Raw genomic sequence first — 19,052 nt, 5'->3', positions numbered from 1 at the left:
TAAAATACTTATTTTGTAAATTTGCAAAAATCTCCACAAATATTCCATAATTTTTATTATTATAGTACTGTCTTATATAAAGAAAGGTATAATTAAAAATTGAAAATAAAATTAGTGTTTATGGAGGCGTAAATGGATTATAGTAAGTTCAAACAAATTGTAGTCGGAAGAAGAAGTATTCGCAAGTTTGAAAATAAAGATGTTTCGACAGAAGATATTATCGAATTGATTGATTGTGCAAGATTTGCCCCAAGTGATACAAACTCACAAACATGGGAATTTATTGTTATTAAAAATAAGGAAAAAATAAAAAAAATTGAAGAAATGACATGGGATGCTATCCATGAAAAAGCAAAACAAGCGGTTGAACGGGGTCAAGAAAAACCAGCAAAGCTGTTAGTAAAATCGTTCGGTCCATATGCTACGGCATTTTCTGGTGCCCCAGTGTTAATTATATGTTTAGCGACACCTTACGTATCAAAGTTTCGTGAAAAAGTATTTGACCCAATTGAATTAGCAACAGAGGAAGTATGGCAGGAAGAAGGAATTAAAAGCAGCTGTTTAGCAGTCCAAAACATATTATTAGCAGCGCATGCAAAAGGATTAGGTTCATGCCCAATGACAGGTCCTGTATTATTTGCTGAAAGCCAATTACGAGAGTATTTGCAAATTCCAAAAGAGAAAACAATTAATATGGTAGTTGCATTAGGCTTTCCGAAGGAAACACCAAAACAATTGTCACGTAAAGAAATAACAGAAATTTTACATATTATCGAATAGAATAGCTACGTTTAGAATTTAAAATAGAAAAAAGTCACTTCATAGTGGCTTTTTTATTTTTTGGTTTGATATTGTCGATATTTTAAAAATATTACAAATAATATATAATAGACTAGTATACATTTGATATGGGGGGATATGATTTGAATTCAACACAATCACTAAAAACAGCTGATCTTTGCGACCAATATTCAGACGAACTGTCCATTTGTGAATTAGAATTTAATTCTTATGGTGGTAAAAAGCAATTTGCTGGTAGAATTGAGACTGTAGAAGTGTTTGAAGACAATGTTTTAGTAAAACAAGCACTTGAAACAATTCCGAAAGGATCTGTATTAGTTGTAAATGGCGGCGGCTCAAAGAAATGTGCCTTGCTTGGCGACCGCTTAGCTGATATTGCTGTATCTCGTGGGTTAGCTGGAGTAATTATTAATGGAGCGATACGTGATAGTGGTGAAATTGCCGATATGGATATCGGTGTATTCGCACTTGGTACAATGCCGTTAAAGAGCAAAAAGGAAGGGAAAGGTCATACTAACGTTTCGACTACTTTTGGTGGTTTAATTTGGACACCTGGTCATTATGTCTACGCTGATGAAGACGGTGTAGTTGTTTCCGCAAAGCCGCTAACTTTGTGATAATATTCACAAATTTGTCAAATACAAAAAGAAAAAAAGGCTAATAACGATATATAATAAAGGTAACGCTTACAAGGAAAGATTAGACTGTTGCAAAAGAATGTGAAGAATTGATCAAAATTACGCGTTTTTTTAATACTGTACTGATCTTTTTCTTTGTGTCACAATGTGAATATTTTCACAAATCACGATCACCATTATAAGGAGAGGAATCCCGTGAAAAAATATGTGTTCTTATTAGTAGATAGGAACAAAAGCATGTATATACGTGAACAATCTATCGAAGCTTGTGGAATGATGGATGCTTTCACACAAATCCAGAAGATTGCGAATGATTTAGTGCGCGAAAATCATAAACCAGTGAAGGTCGAATTAAAGGGCGTTCAGTATTCAGACGTTGTATAAAAAGCTTACTTATAAAAAAAGGGGGCAAAGTATGTTCGATTTATCCAATGCATATAAATATTTTGTTGATTTTTAAAAGCCATTTTTTGAGGAAAGATCAAAAATGGCTTTTTGTTTTTGTAAACACTAATCCATGTATATATATTTTAATTAATTGAAAAATAAGCAAGTAAAATCATGTAATAGGAGATTTTACTTACCTTCAAGCTATAAATGAAACTGTATTGGAGATAGTATTATGTAAAATTCAGATGCTAATCTGAGCGTTTTTACTTGGTGAGGCAATTTACGGTATGTAATACCTTTTACATATACTTACAAAAATAAGTTTGATATGATCATAGTAGATAGCTAGGTGCTAATGAGTACACTGATTGAAAACTCGTGAAACGATCCTTTAAAAAGTTTAGGGGGTAGCTTATATGGAAGTATGGGAAAAGAATGGATATTCCATTTCAACGAAAAAAAACTATTTGAATATTAATCTAATACATAAATTTTTAAGTTATGAGTCTTATTGGTCACAAGGTGTACCAAAAGAAATAGTAACAAAGGCAATTGAGAATACTGCTTTATGTTTTGGTATATATAAAGGGTATATTAGTGAAGGGGCTATTCTGCAGGTGGGATTTGCAAGAGTAATAACAGATTCATCAACATTTGCATACCTTGCAGATGTATTTGTACTCGAGGATCATCGTAAATTAGGGTTATCAAAATGGCTTATGGAGGTAATCACTACTCATCATGATCTTCAAGGAGTGCGACGGTTTATGTTAGCTACAAATGACGCCCACACCCTATATAGCAAATTTGGTTTTGAACCGATAACACGGCCTCAACTATATATGGAGAAAGTTCAGAAAAATCCATATAGAAATTAGTTCTAGGGAATAGTTCATCTTACGGTGGGAGTCTCCAAATGAAGGAATATTTGAATATGTGGCATGGCAAAAATAATGGGAAAGAATGAAACAAAATAGCTACTTTTTTCGACCAATAGCTAAAGGGGAAATACAAGGAGGCTTTATTATGAAAAAGACACCTATTTTAGTTATTGGACTTATATTAGCAGGTAGTAGTAGTTTCCTTACAGGATGTGCAGGTGTGGTTCCTGTTTCTAAACAATCTGAAAGTGAATACCCGATAGAAGTAACAGACACTCCACCATTACAAGTTACAGAGGAAGATGAAGTTACATCTGTTGTTGAGAACTTTGGTCGTAAATTGAAGCTAGTAAGTTTGCTTGCTCCGGAGGATGTTGTGAAGCAGAGTATAGAAGAGAATTATCGTGAATTTCTATCTCCTTCATTACTGTCAGCTTGGCTGAACAATCCAGAAACTGCAATAGGCAGGCTCGTATCAAGCCCTTGGCCGGAGCGGATAGATATTAGGGAACTAAATAAAACCTCAGATAATACGTATGAAGTTAATGGTGTTGTGATTGAAGTGACTAGTGTAGAGAAAGAAAATAATATGGGCAACCCTGTGACAACACCGATTACACTCATTGTGAAAAACATTGATGGTAGTTGGTTAATCGACAGCATAATCGTCAATTTAGACGCGGAAGATGGAAGCGTTCTTTATAAGAATACAGATTATGGCTTTGTCATTAATTTACCGGGAAGTTGGCGGAATTACCGGCTTGTAACAGATAAATGGGAAGGATTTTCGATCGAAAGTAACGGTGAGACTGTCGAAACTGGTTCAATGGTTATTATTAGGCACCCTAAATGGAAAAAGGATGCAGAACGACAAGACATACCGATTATGATTTTTACAATGAGCCAGTGGAACGCTCTTACCCAAGATCAATTTCACATTGGTGCTGCACCTATGAACCCTACAGAGCTTGGGCGAAATCAATCGTACGTGTTTGCTCTACCAGCAAGATATAATTATGCATTCCCTCAAGGATTTGAAGAAGTAGAAGAAATTTTACAGAGTGGTGCATTACAGCCGCTAGAATTAATTAAAAAAAATAATGAAAAATAAAAAGGATGCACCATCGTATGAAATATAAACATCAACAAGCAATTGAAAATTGGGAAAAAAATATTATCCTGTTTTTAGGGAGCCAGACAATATCGTTATTTGGTTCATCCTTAGTACAATATGCAATCTTTTGGTATATTACCTTAAATACGAAATCTGGCACGATGATGACGATTGCAATTATTTGCGGATTTCTACCAACATTTTTTTTATCTCCATTTGCTGGAGTATGGGCTGACCGCTACAATCGAAAATTATTAATAATATTGTCAGATTCTCTAATAGCCATTGCAACACTTGTATTAGCGATTTTTTTCATGATAGGCTATGATGATATTTGGCTATTATTTGTGATGTATGCTGTTCGGGCTTTGGGCACCGGAGTTCAAACGCCCGCAGTCGGAGCTATTCTTCCACAGCTTGTGCCTGAAAATCAACTTACAAAGGTGAATGGGATAAATGGCAGTATTCAATCATTAATCATGCTAGTTTCGCCAATGGTTAGTGCGGCATTACTAACAATGACCTCACTGGAGTTAATTTTCTTTATTGACGTTATAACGGCAGCAATAGCAGTTTTAATAATGTTAGTATTTCTTTCGGTTCCAGCTCATGCTAAAGCGTTACAAGGGAAATCAATTAGTTATTTTGATGATTTAAAGCAAGGCTTTGTTTATATTCATCATCATAATTTTTTAAAGCCGTTTTTCATGTTTTTTGCGATATTTCTCTTCCTATCCGCACCAGCTGCCTTTCTTACACCACTCCAAGTGACACGAAGCTTTGGTGGTGATGTATGGCGTCTAACGGCGATCGAGGTGATTTTTTCCATTGGCATGATGTTCGGGGGGGTTATTATTGCTTCTTGGAAAGGTTTTAAAAATAAAATTCATACAATGACAGTTGCAAGCTTAATGTTCGGGATATGTACATTCGCATTAGGAGTCGTTCCAGGTTTTTCGATTTATTTAACGTTTATGGGCATTACCGGAATAGCAATGCCGATCTTTAATACTCCTGCGACAGTTTTGTTACAGGAGAAGGTTGAAGGGGATTATTTAGGAAGAGTATTCGGTGTTTTAGGTATGATATCAACCTCAATGATGCCTTTAGGAATGTTAGTGTTTGGTCCTATTGCTGATATTATTCAAATAGAATGGCTTCTAATCGGAACGGGTATTTTGTTGTTTATTCAAGGATTTTTCTTACTTGGCAACAAAGTATTACTTAAAGCTGGAATGTAATTTTCTTGAGTCAGATTCATTTAAAGGATACAGCTTTTATTTCTTTTCTATTTGGGGCGCAAACAGGAATTTCAAAGGAAAGGGTTGTCAATTTAAGGAGGCTATGCCAGTATATAACCATTAGGGGAAAATAGGGGGATAAGAGATGACAAGTTTACCAAATTGTCCAAAATGTAATTCAGAATATACGTATGAAGATGGAAGTCTATTAATATGCCCAGAATGCGCTTATGAGTGGACTCTTGAATCTGGAAATGAACCTAACGAAGATACTATGATTGTTCAAGATGCAAACGGCAATTTGTTAACAGACGGAGATACCGTGACAATTATTAAAGATCTTAAAGTTAAAGGTAGTTCATCTATTTTAAAAGTAGGCACAAAAGTTAAAAACATCCGTTTAGTAGATGGCGATCATAACATTGATTGCAAGATTGATGGCTTTGGGGCAATGAAATTAAAATCTGAATTTGTAAAAAAAGCCTAAATCTGTAAATAACCTCATACTGGGGTTATTTTTTTTGTTGGTACGGCCACTTTTTTATGAAATTAATCTTAAGCGGACATACTATTAGTAAATTTTGAATGTCCGGAGGGAATTCGTTTGAGCTCAACAAAATTAATATCAGTTTTTGCATTAGGCGGATTGAATGAAATAGGGAAGAACATGTATGCCATTCAATATGGTGATGATATTTTTGTCATTGATTGCGGAAATAAATTTCTTGATGAAAGCCTGCTAGGAATTGATTTGATCATTCCCGATATGAGTTATCTCGAAGATAATCGCGATAAAGTGAAAGCATTAATCATCACCCATGGTCATGAAGACCATATTGGTGGGGTTCCTTACTTTTTAAAAAAGCTAAATGTTCCAGTTTATGCGACAAGGTTTACATTAGGACTAATTGAATTGAAGCTAGAGGAGCATAGATTGTTAAGGGAGACGGAGTTAAAGGAAATAAATACTAATACAATCCTACCATTTGGTGATATAAAAATTAGTTTTTTTAAGGTAAATCACAGTATTCCTGATTGCTTAGGGACAGTTTTCCATACACCACAGGGGAAAATAGTTCATACAGGAGATTTTAAGTTTGATTTAACTCCAGCTAATGATGAACATTCAGATATTCATAAAATGGCTGAAATCGGTAGGGATGGAGTTTTATTATTATTATCTGAAAGCACAAATGCGGAACGACCTGGCGGCACTCCGTCAGAGCGAATTGTTGCCGACCATGTTAATGATGCATTTATGAAAGCAACAAGAAAGGTGTTTATTTCAACCTTTGCTTCAAACATTAATCGTGTTCAACAAGTTGTTGATGCTGCAATGAAAACAAATCGTAAGATTGCGTTACTTGGTAGGAGTATGGTAAATGTAGTTGGTGTTGCGATTGAACGTGGATATATACTAGTTCCTGAAGGCATGATTATTGATTCGAGCGAAATAGAGGAGCTAGCCCCTGAAAAGGTAGCTATTTTATGCACTGGTAGTCAAGGGGAACCGTTAGCAGCTCTTGCTCGTCTTTCAACCGGAAGCTATCGGGGCGTAGAGGTTTTGCCAGAAGATACTGTTATTTTTGCTGCAGGTCCAATACCGGGAAATGAACGGAATGTTACCCGCATCATAGATAATTTATTTATGCTTGGAGCAAAAGTAATATATGGATCTGGAAGTACAACTGGAATGCATGTATCTGGTCATGGGTATCAAGAGGATTTAAAGCTTATGCTTACTCTAATGAAGCCTAAATACTTTATTCCGATTCATGGCGAGTATCGAATGCTATTTCAGCACCGATTGCTTGCAGAAGCTGTAGGGGTTGAGCCTGGGAATACGTTTATTATGAGGAATGGGGACGTAGTTGACATTGAACATTCAATTGCTAGACAGACGCGAAGCATTCCTTCAGGCGATACTTACGTAGATGGAGTAGGTGTAGGTGATGTCGGAGAAATTGTTTTGCGCGATCGCAAACAGCTTTCTGAGGATGGTATGCTTGTAATTGTTCTGACTATGTCTAAGAGGGATCGCAAACTCATTTCAGATCCAGATACGATAACGAGGGGGTTTATTTTTGTCAAAGATTCAGAAGAATTATTAAGGGAAATCAATAAACTAATTATAAAAACAATAAGTAACTTAAATGAGGCAAGCAAAAACCAATGGAGTGATATCAAAAATAACTTGAGAAAGGCGGTAGGACAATTTATATTTAAGGAAATTAAAAGGAAACCAATGATTTTACCAATCATTATTGAAATCTAATATTCCGTAACAATTTAGAACGATTTTTTCAAAGTAGCCATCGTGCTACTTTTTTCTTTTTTTACCAATTTTTTAAAAAATTTAAATTGTAAAAGTATTTAAATAGTGTATAATTACACTAAAAGAAGAAGTGAGAAATTTTCCAATACCATTTTTTTAAAAAAAAGGAGTTCGCAAAATGAAGGATATAAAAATCTATAATGTTATTTTTCCAATTTGGTTTCTATTATTTTTTCCACCAGTAATTTTTGTTACACTGATTGGTAATTTTATCATTGATTCAATAGTTGTCATTGCTTGTTTTTACATGTTTAAATTAACTAAGAGTGAGCATAAACGAAAGGAATTTTATAAGAAAAGTATTGTAAAGGTTTGGCTGTTCGGGTTTTTAGCTGATATATTGGGTGCCGCCCTTTTATTTATTACTGGAATGTTTGGATCGGAGTTAGGGCTATCTAATGAGTTAATAACTGGCATCAATTACGATCCATTTAGCCAGCCTTTAGCGGTATTTATCATTATTGTTGCAATGCTTGTTTCATCCGTATTAATATTTTACTTTAATTATAGATTTACTTTTCAATCAATCATTGAGAATAAAAGGTTGAGATTAAAAGTTGCTCTTACCATTGCTATCGTAACAATTCCTTGGACATTTTTATTACCAACTAAGTGGTTTTATTTATAAATGAGAATTTTGATAATGACAAAAACTAATATGATAAAAAAATAGAGCAAAAGGATTCGATTTTCCTTTTGCTCGATATCTTTTGCACTGTAAACAATAGCACACAATAGGGTAACATTTTATAACAATAGCTCAACCTTTCTATATAGAATAGCTTAACCAATTTCCAAGAATACCACCCATCTTTTCGTAGAATCTTTGTGCCCGTTTATTATCAGATGCAGTGATCCAGGACATATGAGCATAGTTGTTTTCTTTTGTGAAATTTTCACAAGACCTAAATAACTTCTCAGCTACTCCAGTACCCCGTGCTTTTTCAACAACATACAAATCATTCATGATCGTTATTTTAGCAGCTTTTGTTGTACTAAAGCTGAAATATAATGTTGCAAAGCCGAGAAATTCCCCGTTTTTTTCCGCGATGAATTGTATGCCTTTCTCCTTTTTTAATAACAATTCGATTAGCTGCTCGACGTCTTCAAGTGGCGGTTTTGGTCTTTTATAAAAATCAACAATGTACTCATACATAAGGTCTTTAAGTTGGTTTTTATCCTTTCGCTCAACGGTTCGGACAGAAGTCGACATGTCTCACGGCCCCCTTATTAAATTTTGTTTATGGCTCTGTTAAACTCGGTTGTTGATTTTCGCTATGGGCGGACGCTTTCAGCGGGCACGGCATCAGCTTCCTCGACTCTCAAACTCGTCTGCGGGATCTTCAGCTCATGCTATTCCCGCTGGAGTCGCCGCCCGTCGCTACAATCAATATAAATATAAAAATCAACATTGCGCTTTAACACAGCCTTGTTTATTAATAAATGTACGAAACAAAATCAAATAACATGATGATTTTTTGAGGTAAGGTTTTGCCTATCAATTTTAGAATATGATCGTGTTGAATTTATAAAATAGCCTAGAACACCCTTGACTTTAGTCATGAGAGGGTCAGGAAACTAATTTTAGGCCAATTGTTGCACTCAAAATAATCACAATAAAAACAATTCTGCTCCAGTTCTTCGGTTCCCCATATAAGAGCATTCCGATAATCGCCCCGCCCGACGCACCAATTCCTGTCCAAATCGCATAAGCCGTTCCCATCGGGATTGTTTTCATCGCAATTGCCAGAAATATAAAACTTGCGCCAAACCCGACTAACAATAGAATTAATGAGATCCAATTCCGATCTCGATGCAATTTATTTATCATCGTAACACCGATCATTTCACAAATCCCTGCAAAAAATAACGAAATCCACGCCATTAATAATCAGTCCCTTCCTCGGTGTTGTCATTCGTCACTACTTTTAAGCCGATTACACCTACAAGTAAAAGTACGATTAAAGCTATTTTTATAACGTTAAATGTCTCATCAAAAAATATGATTTCCGAACAAACTGTTCCTGCGGTACCTAACCCTACGAAAACAGCGTATACCGTTCCAACTGGCAATTTTTCCCCAGCCATAATTAATACATAAAAACTAATGATAATGGCTATAATTGTTCCAGACCAAGTCCAAAAGTCATAAGCATGGGTTAGGCCAATTACCCAACAAACTTCAAAAAAGGCAGCAATAAATACTTTTAACCAGTTTACGTTCATGAAAAGCCTCCGAAATATTTTTATTCAGTATAAAATGTACCATCCAAATAAAAAAAGCCTATGAAGTAACCGTTCAACAGTTTCTCCCAGGCTTTTATCCCTCCGTGACACAGCTAGAGCTGTGAGTTTTCTCTCGGACCAGACCAACTGATTGTTGCGGAACCCTAGAAAACATAAAAATATATAATTATTTTATATTATATACACATACTTTTTATTTATTCAACATTTTAGTAGAATACTCGTGACTTTAGTCGAGAGGTTTAATTATCCTTATTAAAATGATTTAGGATTGTGGGTTTATTTCTAATTCTACTTTGATTTTAATGTCTTTCCCAACTAGGAATCCACCAGTTTCAAGAGGCGCATTCCAAGTAAGTCCGAAATCCTCACGATTAACTTTTGCTTCTCCTTCAAAACCGTACACTTCTACGCCCCAAGGATTCACTCCTTTACCGCCATATTCAACATCAAATGTTATTGGTTTTGTTACATCTTTAATCGTTAAGTCACCTGTTACTTTATATTCGTCGCCATCTTTTGTAATGTTAGTAGATTTGAACTCGATGGAGGGGAATATTTCTACATCAAAGAAATCTGCTGATTTCAAATGATTGTCACGGTCTACGTTGTTTGTATTAATCTTGGCTACATCAAAATTGAATGAAATATTTGCTGTTGTTAAATCCGTTAAGTCCTCACTTTCAATATGTGCAGTATACTCATCAAAATGACCTCTCACTTTAGAAACCATCATATGTTTTACTTCAAATCCAATGTTAGAGTGTGATTGATCGATTATCCATTTTGCCATTATAAATTCCTCCAATTCATTTATTTCGATTTCGAGATATATATTTAAAAAATAAGAAGTAGCTAACGTATTACCTCGAAACAATATATCTCGAATCTGAGATAAATTTTATCACGTAAAAGTTTTAGGTGTCAATAATAATTTTTAATTAGTATATTACGATTTCGAGATAAATAATAAAAAAATATTAGCCTTGAGCATGATATCCTAATTTTTTTAACAGTTGAATCAAGACTTCTTTTTCATTTATATTTAGCCCACTACATATTTCATTTATCGCCGCTCTATGTTTAGGGAAGATCTCATTCATCAATTCAGTTCCTGCCGGAGTTATCGTAGCATAAGTGACACGACGGTCTTTCGGACAAGGCTTTCTCTCTATTAATTTTTTCATTTCTAACTTGTCCACCACATAAGTTATACTGCTGCTTGCTATTAGAACTTTTCCCCCAATTTTTTGGATTGGTTGTTCACCTTTACTATAAATTAATTCTAAAACTGCAAACTCTGTTGGATTTAGTCCCCTACGTTTAATGTCTTCCTCAACCCGTTTATTTATTGATTGCAAAGCTCGTGTCAAAACAATAAATACCTTTAAGGATAAATCCTCGTCCAATTTATGATCGTTGTTAACTTCCATCATTACCATTCCTCTTTTTATCTCGAATTAAAGATAATTATATTAATTAAATTTTGAAGTGTCAATTTAATCTCTATACTTGGGTATAGCGATGACCCTATACTATACCCTTATAACAGTAATGTTGTGACGATCGTGTAACAGATTTGTCCGTAGTACTGGTGGATATTAACCGTTTTTGTTTTTCTTAGCTAACTCATCTCTATCTGCTGCGATTGGTGGCTGCTCTAACCAGCGATTATTAATCATGATATTAGAACCATCCTCAGAGTAAAGTTGGATTTCTAACATTAATCGATTATACATAACACCTAAGTCTAACCTAGGGCTTTGGGATATAGCAGTACCATAATATCCAATGCTAAGACCTATTAACGCGGATGTGAAAAACATCATCAGCTTATCTGAAAAAGTATAAGCAGTGCTATCTGTTATTTCAGAAGCCCAAGTTGTAGGGACAGGTAGGTAACTTTCTTCTAATTTTTTCCCAAACAATTTAATATGCTTTTTGGCAATCTCAATACCTTTAGTAAAGAATTGTTTTACTTCTTTATTTTGAGCGACTTGACAAAAACCGGCTAATGTAGCAGCCCCTAAAGCATTTCTTTGAATATTAGAAAATAAGTTACTAATCTCCGATACGACTAACGGTCTTTTCTCACCAAGAACATCCCACAGAAAACCTTGCTTATTGACATACTCGACCTTTTCTGTGTTTGGCAAGTATGGAGATCTTATATAAAGCCCTTTAGATAAAAGTAAGTTTTTTGACTTTTTATACAGAAGCATAGTTTCAGTAAGGCAGTCCATGTAATACTCTGTTAAATCCGCCCTCGCAGACGCAGATACACTAGCTGAGTAAGTCGTAAGTCCAATCATTGCCATCTGATGAAGAAAATTTAATACATAGCTATCAGAATACAATCTAGGCGCGGTTAAATCAACATCCTCTTCAATTTTAAAACCATGGGGAACTGCAAACATTTCTTCAGAAAAAATTGATGTTAATTTTTGGATATGTTTATTAGATATATCTAAAGCGTATTCAATAATTGGTTTAATTTCAGCATCTTCAGCTTTCTCTAAAAAAAATGTTAGTACACATATGCTTGCAGTATCATTCATGTATTGCGCCCAAAGCTGAGCGATTTCACCTGATGTTAATCTAATTTGTTTCTCCATAATGGTTCCTCCGAGTAGGGTTACATATTTTATTTTAGCTTCCCATACATTTTCCAAAATATGCAAAACAAACAACTAATTTAATATTGAAATCATATATCGTAATAACCTTTTTCGGAACGGTTTCATAAAGATTACACAAGATAGCTTGACTTGATATTTTCATTCAAATTAACATTTGATTGAAGGTGTGTAATACTATAAAATATATTCAAGAGTATATTGGAATGATGAAGGAGTGAAAGAAATGACTTCGAAAGATACATGTGAAATATACTGTTTTGACGCCGTGAAGGTAGATCGAATTCAAAAGGGTTTACAAACTGAAGATATAGTAAGTATTGTTCAACTTTTTAAATCATTAGCTGATGAAAATAGGGCGAAAACTGTCTACGCTTTATGCCAAGATCAAGAGTTGTGTGTTTGTGACATTGCAAATATTATAGGCGCTTCAGTCGCAACGACATCACATCATTTACGAGCCCTTTATAAGCAAGGAATTGTAAAATATCGAAAAGAAGGGAAAATGGCGTTTTATTCTCTTATTGATGATCACGTAAAAAAAATCATGATGATGGCAATTGAATATAAGAAAGAGGAGAAAATCAATGATTGAAGAACGAGCATCAGAGTTTTCCAGACGTAATTCACATTATAAAATAAGCGCTACTGAAAATATGGTTACGGTAGAGAAAAAAACGTACCGCGTTCAAGGGTTTTCTTGAGCTAGCTGTGCGAATACGTTCGAAATGAACGTGAAACGCCTGGATGGTGTTTTAGATGCAAAGGTAAATTTTGCTGCTTCCAAAATTACAGTCACAGGTAAGACAACGATTAAGGAGCTTGAAAAAGCCGGAGAATTTGAAAAATTAAAAATCGGTGATGAAACTACAAAAAAAATGGAACGTATTCCCTTTTGGAAACAAAAGGAAAACATTAAAGTATATATTTCCTTGATTATTCTTGTTATCAGCTTGTTTTTTGCTGTGAAATCCGGTGATGGTCACGTTTCAGCGATGATTGGCTATGCCGCAGCTATCGTAATCGGGGGTTTCACCTTGTTTCGGAAAGGTCTCAAAAATTTAAGTGTATGTAGGTTTGATATGAGTACACTTATGACGATTGCGATCATCGGAGCTGCTCTAATAGGTGAATGGGGCGAAGGAGCAACAGTGGTCATTCTTTTTGCAATAAGTGAAGCACTAGAACGTTATTCAATGGATAAAGCTCGAGCGTCGCTGGAAGCATTGATGGATATTGCACCAAAAGAAGCACTAATTCGTCGCGGCGTTAAAGAAATAATGGTAGCAACTGATGATATTGAAGTCGGTGACACAATGATTGTCAAGCCAGGGCAAAAACTAGCGATGGATGGTATCGTCACAAAGGGTACATCCACAATAAATCAGGCAGCGATTACAGGTGAAAGTGTTCCTGTACTTAAATCAAAGAACGATGAGGTGTATGCAGGAACATTAAATGAAGAAGGACTACTTGAAGTAAAAGTTACAAAAAGAGTAGATGATACAACATTGGCAAAGATCATTCATTTAGTCGAAGAAGCGCAAGCAGAACGTGCACCTTCACAAGCTTTTGTTGATAAATTTGCAAAATACTATACACCTGCGATTATTGTTTTGGCACTTCTTATTGCAATAGTTCCACCGATCCTGTTTGGTGCTGATTGGAGTATCTGGATATACCAGGGATTGGCTGCATTAGTTGTAGGTTGCCCTTGTGCCTTAGTTGTTTCTACTCCGGTTGCAGTTGTCACTGCTATTGGCAATGCGGCTAGAAATGGAGTATTAATTAAAGGTGGGGTTTATTTAGAAGAAACGGGAGCATTAAAGGTGATTGCTTTTGACAAAACAGGGACATTGACCAAAGGTGTTCCAGTTGTAACGGATATTATAACGTGTATACAAAGGAAAACCAAAAATGGCAACGATATCAATCGCGCTAATCAAACTGCACATGAATTATTGGCGATTACAGCGGCTATTGAAAAAGGATCACAACACCCACTAGCAACTGCGGTGATCAAGAAAGCTGAAGAAACTAGCCTAAATTTTAACGCTATTGAAATTCAAGACTTTCAAGCAATCACTGGTAAAGGCGTTAAAGCAACCGTTTATAATCAAACGTACTATGTTGGCAGTACCAATCTATTTTCCGACATCTTACTAAATGGGATTGATCTCGAAACTAGCGATAAAATAGCTACACTCCAATCAGAAGGAAAAACGGTAATGATGGTAGGAACAGAACAAGGGATTCTTTTAATTATTGCAGTCGCTGATGTTGTGCGAGAAAGTTCAAAAGAGGTTATCCAGAAGCTTCACGAGTTAGGTATTGTTAGAACTATTATGTTAACAGGTGATAACAGAGGGACAGCAGAAGCAATTGGGATTCAAGTTGGAGTGAGTGAGATTAAGTCTGATTTACTTCCGGAAGACAAATTAAATTATATTAAAGAACTTCGAGCCACTTATAAAAGTGTAGCAATGGTGGGAGATGGGGTGAATGATGCACCAGCTTTAGCTGCAGCGAACATTGGTGTTGCAATGGGCGGTGTTGGCACGGATACCGCACTCGAAACTGCCGATATTGCCTTAATGTCTGATGATTTGCATAAACTACCTTATACAATTAAGCTTAGCCGAAAAGCCTTGGCAATTATTAAGCAAAACATTAGCTTTTCTTTAGCGATTAAAGTATTAGCATTACTCTTAGTTATTCCAGGATGGTTAACACTTTGGATTGCCATTTTTGCAGATATGGGAGCAACGTTGCTAGTTACACTAAACAGTTTACGTTTATTAAATGTTACCAATAAATGATTGAATTATCATTCGAAATGTGCCTTAAAAAATCAAAATCATGACACTTTTTTGGGAGTTTTTTGGTACGGGGATTCTTGGGAAAATTGAAAAGGGAAGAGACTGGTATTGTCTCATCCCTTTATACACTATGAGGAGTTTGCATGAAACGGTTAGTTGAAGTAACCCTGATGCGAATCGAAATAATAATAGATATGACGGCTAAGCCGACGATCATCGCAACAACCCCTGTCCAGCCAAAGCTACTATAAAATGTACCACTTGCTGTACCGCCAATACTAGAACCTAAGTAATAGAAAAATAAATAGATAGCAGATGCTTGCGCCTTGTTGTGAGTAGCTAATTGGCCAACCCAGCCGCTTGCGATCGAATGCCCTGCGAAAAAGCCATACGTAAAAATAGCTATTCCGCTGATTTTTATCCATAACGACGTGTGCAACGTCAAGCATGCCCCTAATAACAATATTAAAAGGGATATTTGTAATAACCTTCTTTTTCCGTATTGATCAGCTAGCATCCCCATCCATGTCGAACTAAATGTTCCTACCGTATAGACAATAAATATAAATCCAACTAATGTCTGACTTAAAGAGTAGGGTGGAGCAATAAGTTGAAAACCAATATAGTTATATAATGATACAAAACTACCCATTAATAGAAAGCCAGTAATAAAAATGGAAGGTAGACCTGGTTCTCTAAACTTAGAAAATAAAGAAGTGATAGTCGGCTTCATAGCAAGTTTTTGTGGTTTAAAATGAGAAGATTTCGGTAAAATAAACCAGAAAATAATACTAGCAAGTAAACTAATTATTCCTATTCCTGCTAATGCTATACGCCACCCGGAAAGATCCGTCAAAATACCACTTATAATCCGGCCACCCATACCACCAACGGAATTTCCGCTAATATACAATCCCATTGCCATTCCTAAACTTCTTGGATCAATTTCCTCACCTAAATAAGCCATTGCTACTGCCGGTAATCCGGCAAGAGTAATACCTTGAAATATTCTGCCCAAAATTAAAAGATGAAAGCTTGGGCTAAAAGCCGTTAAAATTGCAAGAATTGATGACGCCACCAAAGAAAAAGTCATGACTGATTTTCTTCCAAATACGTCGGATAAGGAGCCTGCAATTAACATGCTAATCGCTAAAGCAATTGTAGTAGACGATAAGCTTAAGCTAGAAATAGCAGGTGAAATATGAAACTCTTTACTTATTTCTGGTAGGATTGGTTGTGTCCCCCAAAGGATTGCAAAAGTATTAAATCCCCCTACAAATAAAGCAACGTTTACCATTTTAAATGTGCGTGTTCCACGCTGAATGTATTGCATAATTGAAGCATACCCCTTTAACTGATTTAAAATAAACCTTTTACATATTCGATAAATTGTTGGGTGACAGGTGAAACATAGCTATCCTTTAAACGAGCAATACCTATTTCTCGCTTGCATATCGGATTTTTTACACGAATAAGCTTTACGTTATTTTTATTTAACACAGGTATGTCAGGAACTAAGGAAACCCCCAATTTTGCACTTACTAATCCGGAAACCGTTCCGATATCTTCACCTTCAAAGACAATATCAGGCTGTAAACCCGCTTCTAAACAAATATTTTGAATAATCGTTCGTAATCCATATCCTTCTTTAAAAGAAATAAACGGTTCGCTTTCAATGACTTGTAAATCCACTTCATCATAAGCTGCTAATGAATGGTTGTCCGAAACAATCAGAAACAATTCCTCGCTTAAAAGTGGTTCCCATATCACTTCGTTATCATCGTCTAAAAGGGCAACTAGAGCTAGATCGACCATACCAGACTTTAATTGTTTAATAATTTCTTGATTAGACGCTTGATTCAAAACAAACTTTACATTCGTAAAATTACCTCTATAATAGCTTAAAATTTCAGGAACTATCCCCATTCCAAGTGAAGGTAGAAAAGCCAGTGAAATCGTGCCATTATCTGGATGAATTTCATTTAGTAATTCCTGTTTTCCTATTTCAATTTGGCTAATTGATTGTTCAACCCTGCTTAAAAACATTTTTCCATAGCGGTTTAAGTAAATATTTCTCCCTTTGCGTTGAAAAAGTTTAACCCCCAATTCATCCTCCAGCTTTGATATTGCTCTGCTTAAAGCTGGTTGTGAAATCGATAATTGTTCTGCAGCCCGTGTGATATGCTCTGTTTTTGCCACCATTTGAAAATAAGTTATTTGATGCCATTCCATTTTAATACCTCATATGTTTTTCGTGTTTATTTATAAAATATCATACTTTATCAATATCATAACTTCTAATTGTTAATAAACATTAAATTAATAACTTTTAGTTATGAATTAACTAAGGATCAATCTTTGCTGAAAACAATATAATTATGTTTAAAATACTAAAAAATGCTTTTTTTATATGTTTAGTAAGTATAAAATTATTGTAACAAACTTTCTCGCTCCAAATAGGTAGCTTAGATAGGTCGATAGAAGTTTATTATATTTGGTATTCATTACTAGGTGTGTTGGTGTGTTTTGGATTGCATTTACAAACGGTCAAAAACAGGGGGGATTTTGTGTGAAGGAAAAGGTAGGCGTCTGCCAAATATGTGGGAAAGAGATATATTGTCTAGATGGGTTTTTAAATGGAGTAGTAAAGGGAAACGGAACTTTGAGTTGCTTTGAATGTGATGAGAAAGAAAAAGGGAGAAAAGCTACAAAAGTATATGAAGGTTAAAATATGAAATAATCATCAATCCTGAAAATGAAGTCCAAATTTTGGTTGGGAAATTTCATTCAGGCGATGAAGCCCAAAACTAGATAAGATAAATACAAAAAAAATGTCCTTCATTCTGTCGATGAAGGACATCATAATTTTATTCCCAAACATACGGTGTTGTTTGATATACATAGTAATTGAGCCAGTTTACAAACAGCAAATTTGCATGTGAACGCCACATGTTTAATGGCTGTTTATTAGGATCGTCATTAGGGAAATAATTAACTGGTATTGCGATATCTAATCCTCTGTTTTTGTCACGTAAGTATTCATCTCGCAAAGTTGTAGCATCGTATTCTGGATGACCAGTTAGAAAGATTTGCTTCCGGTCCTTTGATGCAACAAGACAAACACCTGCTTCATCTGAATGGGAAAGTAATTCAAGCTCTTCCACTTTATCAATATCTTCTTTTTTAACATCAGTATGTCTAGAATGAGGTACAAGGTACACTTCATCGAAGCCACGAAGAAGGCGTGTTTTTCGTAAAAACGTTTTATGTTTAAAAACACCAAACATTTTTGCTGGTAACGGATATTTTGGAATTCCGAAATGATGGAAAAGCCCTGCTTGTGCACCCCAACAAATGTGCAAAGTTGATGTGACATTTGTAACGGTCCAATCCATAATTTCCTTTAATTCATCCCAGTAATTCACATCTTCAAACTCTAAATGCTCGATCGGTGCTCCAGTAATGATCATCCCGTCAAACTTGCGATTGCGAATTTGATCAAATGTCCGGTAGAAGTTTCTAAGATGTTCGCTCGCTGTGTTTTTTGATTGATGAGTTCTTGGATGCATAAGTGTGATATTCACCTGTAATGGCGAGTTACCCAACAGACGTAACAATTGGGTCTCTGCTTTTTCTTTTTCTGGCATTAAATTTAAAATAACAATATTTAAAGGACGAATGTCTTGTGTATAGGCGCGCTCTTCATCCATGATAAATATGTTCTCATTTTCAAGGATACCTTTTGCAGGCAAATTTTTTGGAATGTTTATAGGCATAAAAAACCCCCCTTTAAGTACGATTATACGCGATTAATGCCATTAAAGAATTTGTAATGTATATATACAAACAGATTTTTTTGGAAAGATGATAAATCAATTTCCGCAAAGGCTAGTGAAATTGTTTGATTAATCTATTATAGAAAGATTAAAGTAATTGTTCAATCAAAAAAC

At 35.2% G+C, this 19,052-nt stretch carries 21 protein-coding genes and 1 riboswitch; of the genes, 12 read left to right on the top strand and 9 right to left on the bottom strand.

The features are described 5' to 3' along the window. Window positions 1-132: 132 nt before the first annotated feature. The 9 genes from D612_RS0110425 to D612_RS0110385 all read left to right on the top strand — a co-directional run bounded on the left by D612_RS0110425 (window position 133) and on the right by D612_RS0110385 (window position 8,028). Window positions 133-780: a nitroreductase family protein gene (locus D612_RS0110425; protein ID WP_017755412.1), complete on the top strand. Its 648-nt coding sequence runs from the start codon at window positions 133-135 to the stop codon at window positions 778-780. Window positions 781-923: 143 nt separating this feature from the next. Continuing rightward, a complete protein-coding gene (gene rraA / locus D612_RS0110420; protein ID WP_017755411.1) occupies window positions 924-1,418 on the top strand; it encodes a ribonuclease E activity regulator RraA in 495 nt (164 codons plus the stop codon). Window positions 1,419-1,634: 216 nt separating this feature from the next. Beyond that, window positions 1,635-1,823, top strand: a complete 189-nt coding sequence (locus tag D612_RS0110415; protein WP_017755410.1) for a hypothetical protein — start codon at window positions 1,635-1,637, stop codon at window positions 1,821-1,823. Between the two features lie 422 nt (window positions 1,824-2,245). Next, a complete protein-coding gene (locus D612_RS0110410; protein WP_017755409.1) occupies window positions 2,246-2,707 on the top strand; it encodes a GNAT family N-acetyltransferase in 462 nt (153 codons plus the stop codon). A gap of 148 nt (window positions 2,708-2,855) precedes the next feature. Next, window positions 2,856-3,821, top strand: coding sequence for a hypothetical protein (locus tag D612_RS0110405; RefSeq protein WP_017755408.1), 966 nt, complete (start codon window positions 2,856-2,858; stop codon window positions 3,819-3,821). A 17-nt stretch (window positions 3,822-3,838) separates the two neighbouring features. After that, entirely contained in the window at window positions 3,839-5,065 is a 1,227-nt protein-coding gene (locus D612_RS0110400; RefSeq protein WP_017755407.1) for an MFS transporter, read from the top strand. Between the two features lie 145 nt (window positions 5,066-5,210). Further along, window positions 5,211-5,552 carry a zinc ribbon domain-containing protein YjdM gene (locus D612_RS0110395; protein WP_017755406.1) on the top strand — a complete coding sequence of 114 codons (342 nt, stop codon included), beginning with the start codon at window positions 5,211-5,213 and terminating at the stop codon, window positions 5,550-5,552. Between the two features lie 180 nt (window positions 5,553-5,732). Further along, window positions 5,733-7,340 carry a ribonuclease J gene (locus D612_RS0110390; protein ID WP_233275015.1) on the top strand — a complete coding sequence of 536 codons (1,608 nt, stop codon included), beginning with the start codon at window positions 5,733-5,735 and terminating at the stop codon, window positions 7,338-7,340. Window positions 7,341-7,518: 178 nt separating this feature from the next. Further along, window positions 7,519-8,028 (top strand): hypothetical protein, encoded by a 510-nt coding sequence (locus D612_RS0110385; protein WP_017755404.1) that lies wholly within the window; start codon window positions 7,519-7,521, stop codon window positions 8,026-8,028. Between the two features lie 141 nt (window positions 8,029-8,169). On the opposite strand, the gene D612_RS0110380 is transcribed toward D612_RS0110385, so the two are convergent. The 6 genes from D612_RS0110380 to D612_RS0110355 form a co-directional block, all read right to left on the bottom strand. After that, window positions 8,170-8,613 carry a GNAT family N-acetyltransferase gene (locus D612_RS0110380; RefSeq protein WP_017755403.1) on the bottom strand — a complete coding sequence of 148 codons (444 nt, stop codon included), beginning with the start codon at window positions 8,611-8,613 and terminating at the stop codon, window positions 8,170-8,172. A 357-nt stretch (window positions 8,614-8,970) separates the two neighbouring features. Then, window positions 8,971-9,285, bottom strand: coding sequence for a DMT family transporter (locus D612_RS0110375; protein WP_017755402.1), 315 nt, complete (start codon window positions 9,283-9,285; stop codon window positions 8,971-8,973). Beyond that, window positions 9,285-9,626 carry a DMT family transporter gene (locus D612_RS0110370; protein WP_017755401.1) on the bottom strand — a complete coding sequence of 114 codons (342 nt, stop codon included), beginning with the start codon at window positions 9,624-9,626 and terminating at the stop codon, window positions 9,285-9,287. The genes D612_RS0110375 and D612_RS0110370 overlap by 1 nt, the downstream gene beginning before the upstream one ends. 81 nt (window positions 9,627-9,707) lie before the next feature. Next, a riboswitch (guanidine-I (ykkC/yxkD leader) is annotated at window positions 9,708-9,805 on the bottom strand. Between the two features lie 107 nt (window positions 9,806-9,912). Further along, the gene (locus tag D612_RS0110365) at window positions 9,913-10,440 is read right to left on the bottom strand and encodes a YceI family protein (RefSeq protein ID WP_017755400.1); all 528 of its coding nucleotides are present in this window, start codon (window positions 10,438-10,440) and stop codon (window positions 9,913-9,915) included. 187 nt (window positions 10,441-10,627) lie between these two features. Beyond that, the gene (locus D612_RS0110360; RefSeq protein ID WP_017755399.1) at window positions 10,628-11,083 is read right to left on the bottom strand and encodes a MarR family winged helix-turn-helix transcriptional regulator; all 456 of its coding nucleotides are present in this window, start codon (window positions 11,081-11,083) and stop codon (window positions 10,628-10,630) included. A gap of 165 nt (window positions 11,084-11,248) precedes the next feature. Further along, window positions 11,249-12,262 (bottom strand): DUF3231 family protein, encoded by a 1,014-nt coding sequence (locus D612_RS0110355; protein ID WP_017755398.1) that lies wholly within the window; start codon window positions 12,260-12,262, stop codon window positions 11,249-11,251. Window positions 12,263-12,509: 247 nt separating this feature from the next. Between D612_RS0110355 and D612_RS0110350 the strand changes: the two genes are divergently transcribed. Beyond that, a complete protein-coding gene (locus tag D612_RS0110350; protein ID WP_017755397.1) occupies window positions 12,510-12,878 on the top strand; it encodes an ArsR/SmtB family transcription factor in 369 nt (122 codons plus the stop codon). A 61-nt stretch (window positions 12,879-12,939) separates the two neighbouring features. Then, a complete protein-coding gene (locus D612_RS0110340) occupies window positions 12,940-15,102 on the top strand; it encodes a heavy metal translocating P-type ATPase (RefSeq protein WP_083888540.1) in 2,163 nt (720 codons plus the stop codon). Window positions 15,103-15,223: 121 nt separating this feature from the next. On the opposite strand, the gene D612_RS0110335 is transcribed toward D612_RS0110340, so the two are convergent. Together D612_RS0110335 and D612_RS0110330 are read right to left on the bottom strand one after the other, a co-directional pair. Continuing rightward, window positions 15,224-16,435 carry an MFS transporter gene (locus tag D612_RS0110335; RefSeq protein ID WP_017755394.1) on the bottom strand — a complete coding sequence of 404 codons (1,212 nt, stop codon included), beginning with the start codon at window positions 16,433-16,435 and terminating at the stop codon, window positions 15,224-15,226. A 26-nt stretch (window positions 16,436-16,461) separates the two neighbouring features. After that, the gene (locus D612_RS0110330; protein ID WP_017755393.1) at window positions 16,462-17,334 is read right to left on the bottom strand and encodes a LysR family transcriptional regulator; all 873 of its coding nucleotides are present in this window, start codon (window positions 17,332-17,334) and stop codon (window positions 16,462-16,464) included. Between the two features lie 337 nt (window positions 17,335-17,671). On the opposite strand from D612_RS0110330, the gene D612_RS19760 reads away from it, so the two are divergent. Continuing rightward, window positions 17,672-17,830 (top strand): hypothetical protein, encoded by a 159-nt coding sequence (locus D612_RS19760; RefSeq protein ID WP_169330973.1) that lies wholly within the window; start codon window positions 17,672-17,674, stop codon window positions 17,828-17,830. Window positions 17,831-17,969: 139 nt separating this feature from the next. On the opposite strand, the gene metA is transcribed toward D612_RS19760, so the two are convergent. Continuing rightward, entirely contained in the window at window positions 17,970-18,878 is a 909-nt protein-coding gene (metA, locus tag D612_RS0110320) for a homoserine O-acetyltransferase MetA (protein ID WP_017755391.1), read from the bottom strand. Between the last annotated feature and the right edge of the window lie 174 nt (window positions 18,879-19,052).

Source organism: Calidifontibacillus oryziterrae (assembly GCF_000331575.1).
GTDB classification, from domain to species: domain Bacteria; phylum Bacillota; class Bacilli; order Bacillales; family Bacillaceae_J; genus Calidifontibacillus_A; species Calidifontibacillus_A oryziterrae.
This window is presented reverse-complemented; position numbering and strand designations above follow the sequence as displayed.

What these genes read in the sequence shown, in the direction of transcription:
- D612_RS0110400 (WP_017755407.1), top strand. Translation starts at nt 3,839, where the DNA reads ATGAAATATAAACATCAACAAGCAATTGAAAATTGGGAAAAAAATATT.
- D612_RS0110425 (WP_017755412.1), top strand. Translation starts at nt 133, where the DNA reads ATGGATTATAGTAAGTTCAAACAAATTGTAGTCGGAAGAAGAAGTATT.
- D612_RS0110390 (WP_233275015.1), top strand. Translation starts at nt 5,733, where the DNA reads ATGTATGCCATTCAATATGGTGATGATATTTTTGTCATTGATTGCGGA.
- D612_RS0110370 (WP_017755401.1), bottom strand. Translation starts at nt 9,626, where the DNA reads ATGAACGTAAACTGGTTAAAAGTATTTATTGCTGCCTTTTTTGAAGTT.
- D612_RS0110385 (WP_017755404.1), top strand. Translation starts at nt 7,519, where the DNA reads ATGAAGGATATAAAAATCTATAATGTTATTTTTCCAATTTGGTTTCTA.
- D612_RS0110350 (WP_017755397.1), top strand. Translation starts at nt 12,510, where the DNA reads ATGACTTCGAAAGATACATGTGAAATATACTGTTTTGACGCCGTGAAG.
- D612_RS0110375 (WP_017755402.1), bottom strand. Translation starts at nt 9,285, where the DNA reads ATGGCGTGGATTTCGTTATTTTTTGCAGGGATTTGTGAAATGATCGGT.
- D612_RS0110355 (WP_017755398.1), bottom strand. Translation starts at nt 12,262, where the DNA reads ATGGAGAAACAAATTAGATTAACATCAGGTGAAATCGCTCAGCTTTGG.
- D612_RS0110335 (WP_017755394.1), bottom strand. Translation starts at nt 16,435, where the DNA reads ATGCAATACATTCAGCGTGGAACACGCACATTTAAAATGGTAAACGTT.
- D612_RS0110395 (WP_017755406.1), top strand. Translation starts at nt 5,211, where the DNA reads ATGACAAGTTTACCAAATTGTCCAAAATGTAATTCAGAATATACGTAT.
- D612_RS0110380 (WP_017755403.1), bottom strand. Translation starts at nt 8,613, where the DNA reads ATGTCGACTTCTGTCCGAACCGTTGAGCGAAAGGATAAAAACCAACTT.
- D612_RS0110360 (WP_017755399.1), bottom strand. Translation starts at nt 11,083, where the DNA reads ATGATGGAAGTTAACAACGATCATAAATTGGACGAGGATTTATCCTTA.
- D612_RS0110410 (WP_017755409.1), top strand. Translation starts at nt 2,246, where the DNA reads ATGGAAGTATGGGAAAAGAATGGATATTCCATTTCAACGAAAAAAAAC.
- metA (WP_017755391.1), bottom strand. Translation starts at nt 18,878, where the DNA reads ATGCCTATAAACATTCCAAAAAATTTGCCTGCAAAAGGTATCCTTGAA.
- D612_RS0110330 (WP_017755393.1), bottom strand. Translation starts at nt 17,334, where the DNA reads ATGGAATGGCATCAAATAACTTATTTTCAAATGGTGGCAAAAACAGAG.
- D612_RS0110405 (WP_017755408.1), top strand. Translation starts at nt 2,856, where the DNA reads ATGAAAAAGACACCTATTTTAGTTATTGGACTTATATTAGCAGGTAGT.
- D612_RS0110365 (WP_017755400.1), bottom strand. Translation starts at nt 10,440, where the DNA reads ATGGCAAAATGGATAATCGATCAATCACACTCTAACATTGGATTTGAA.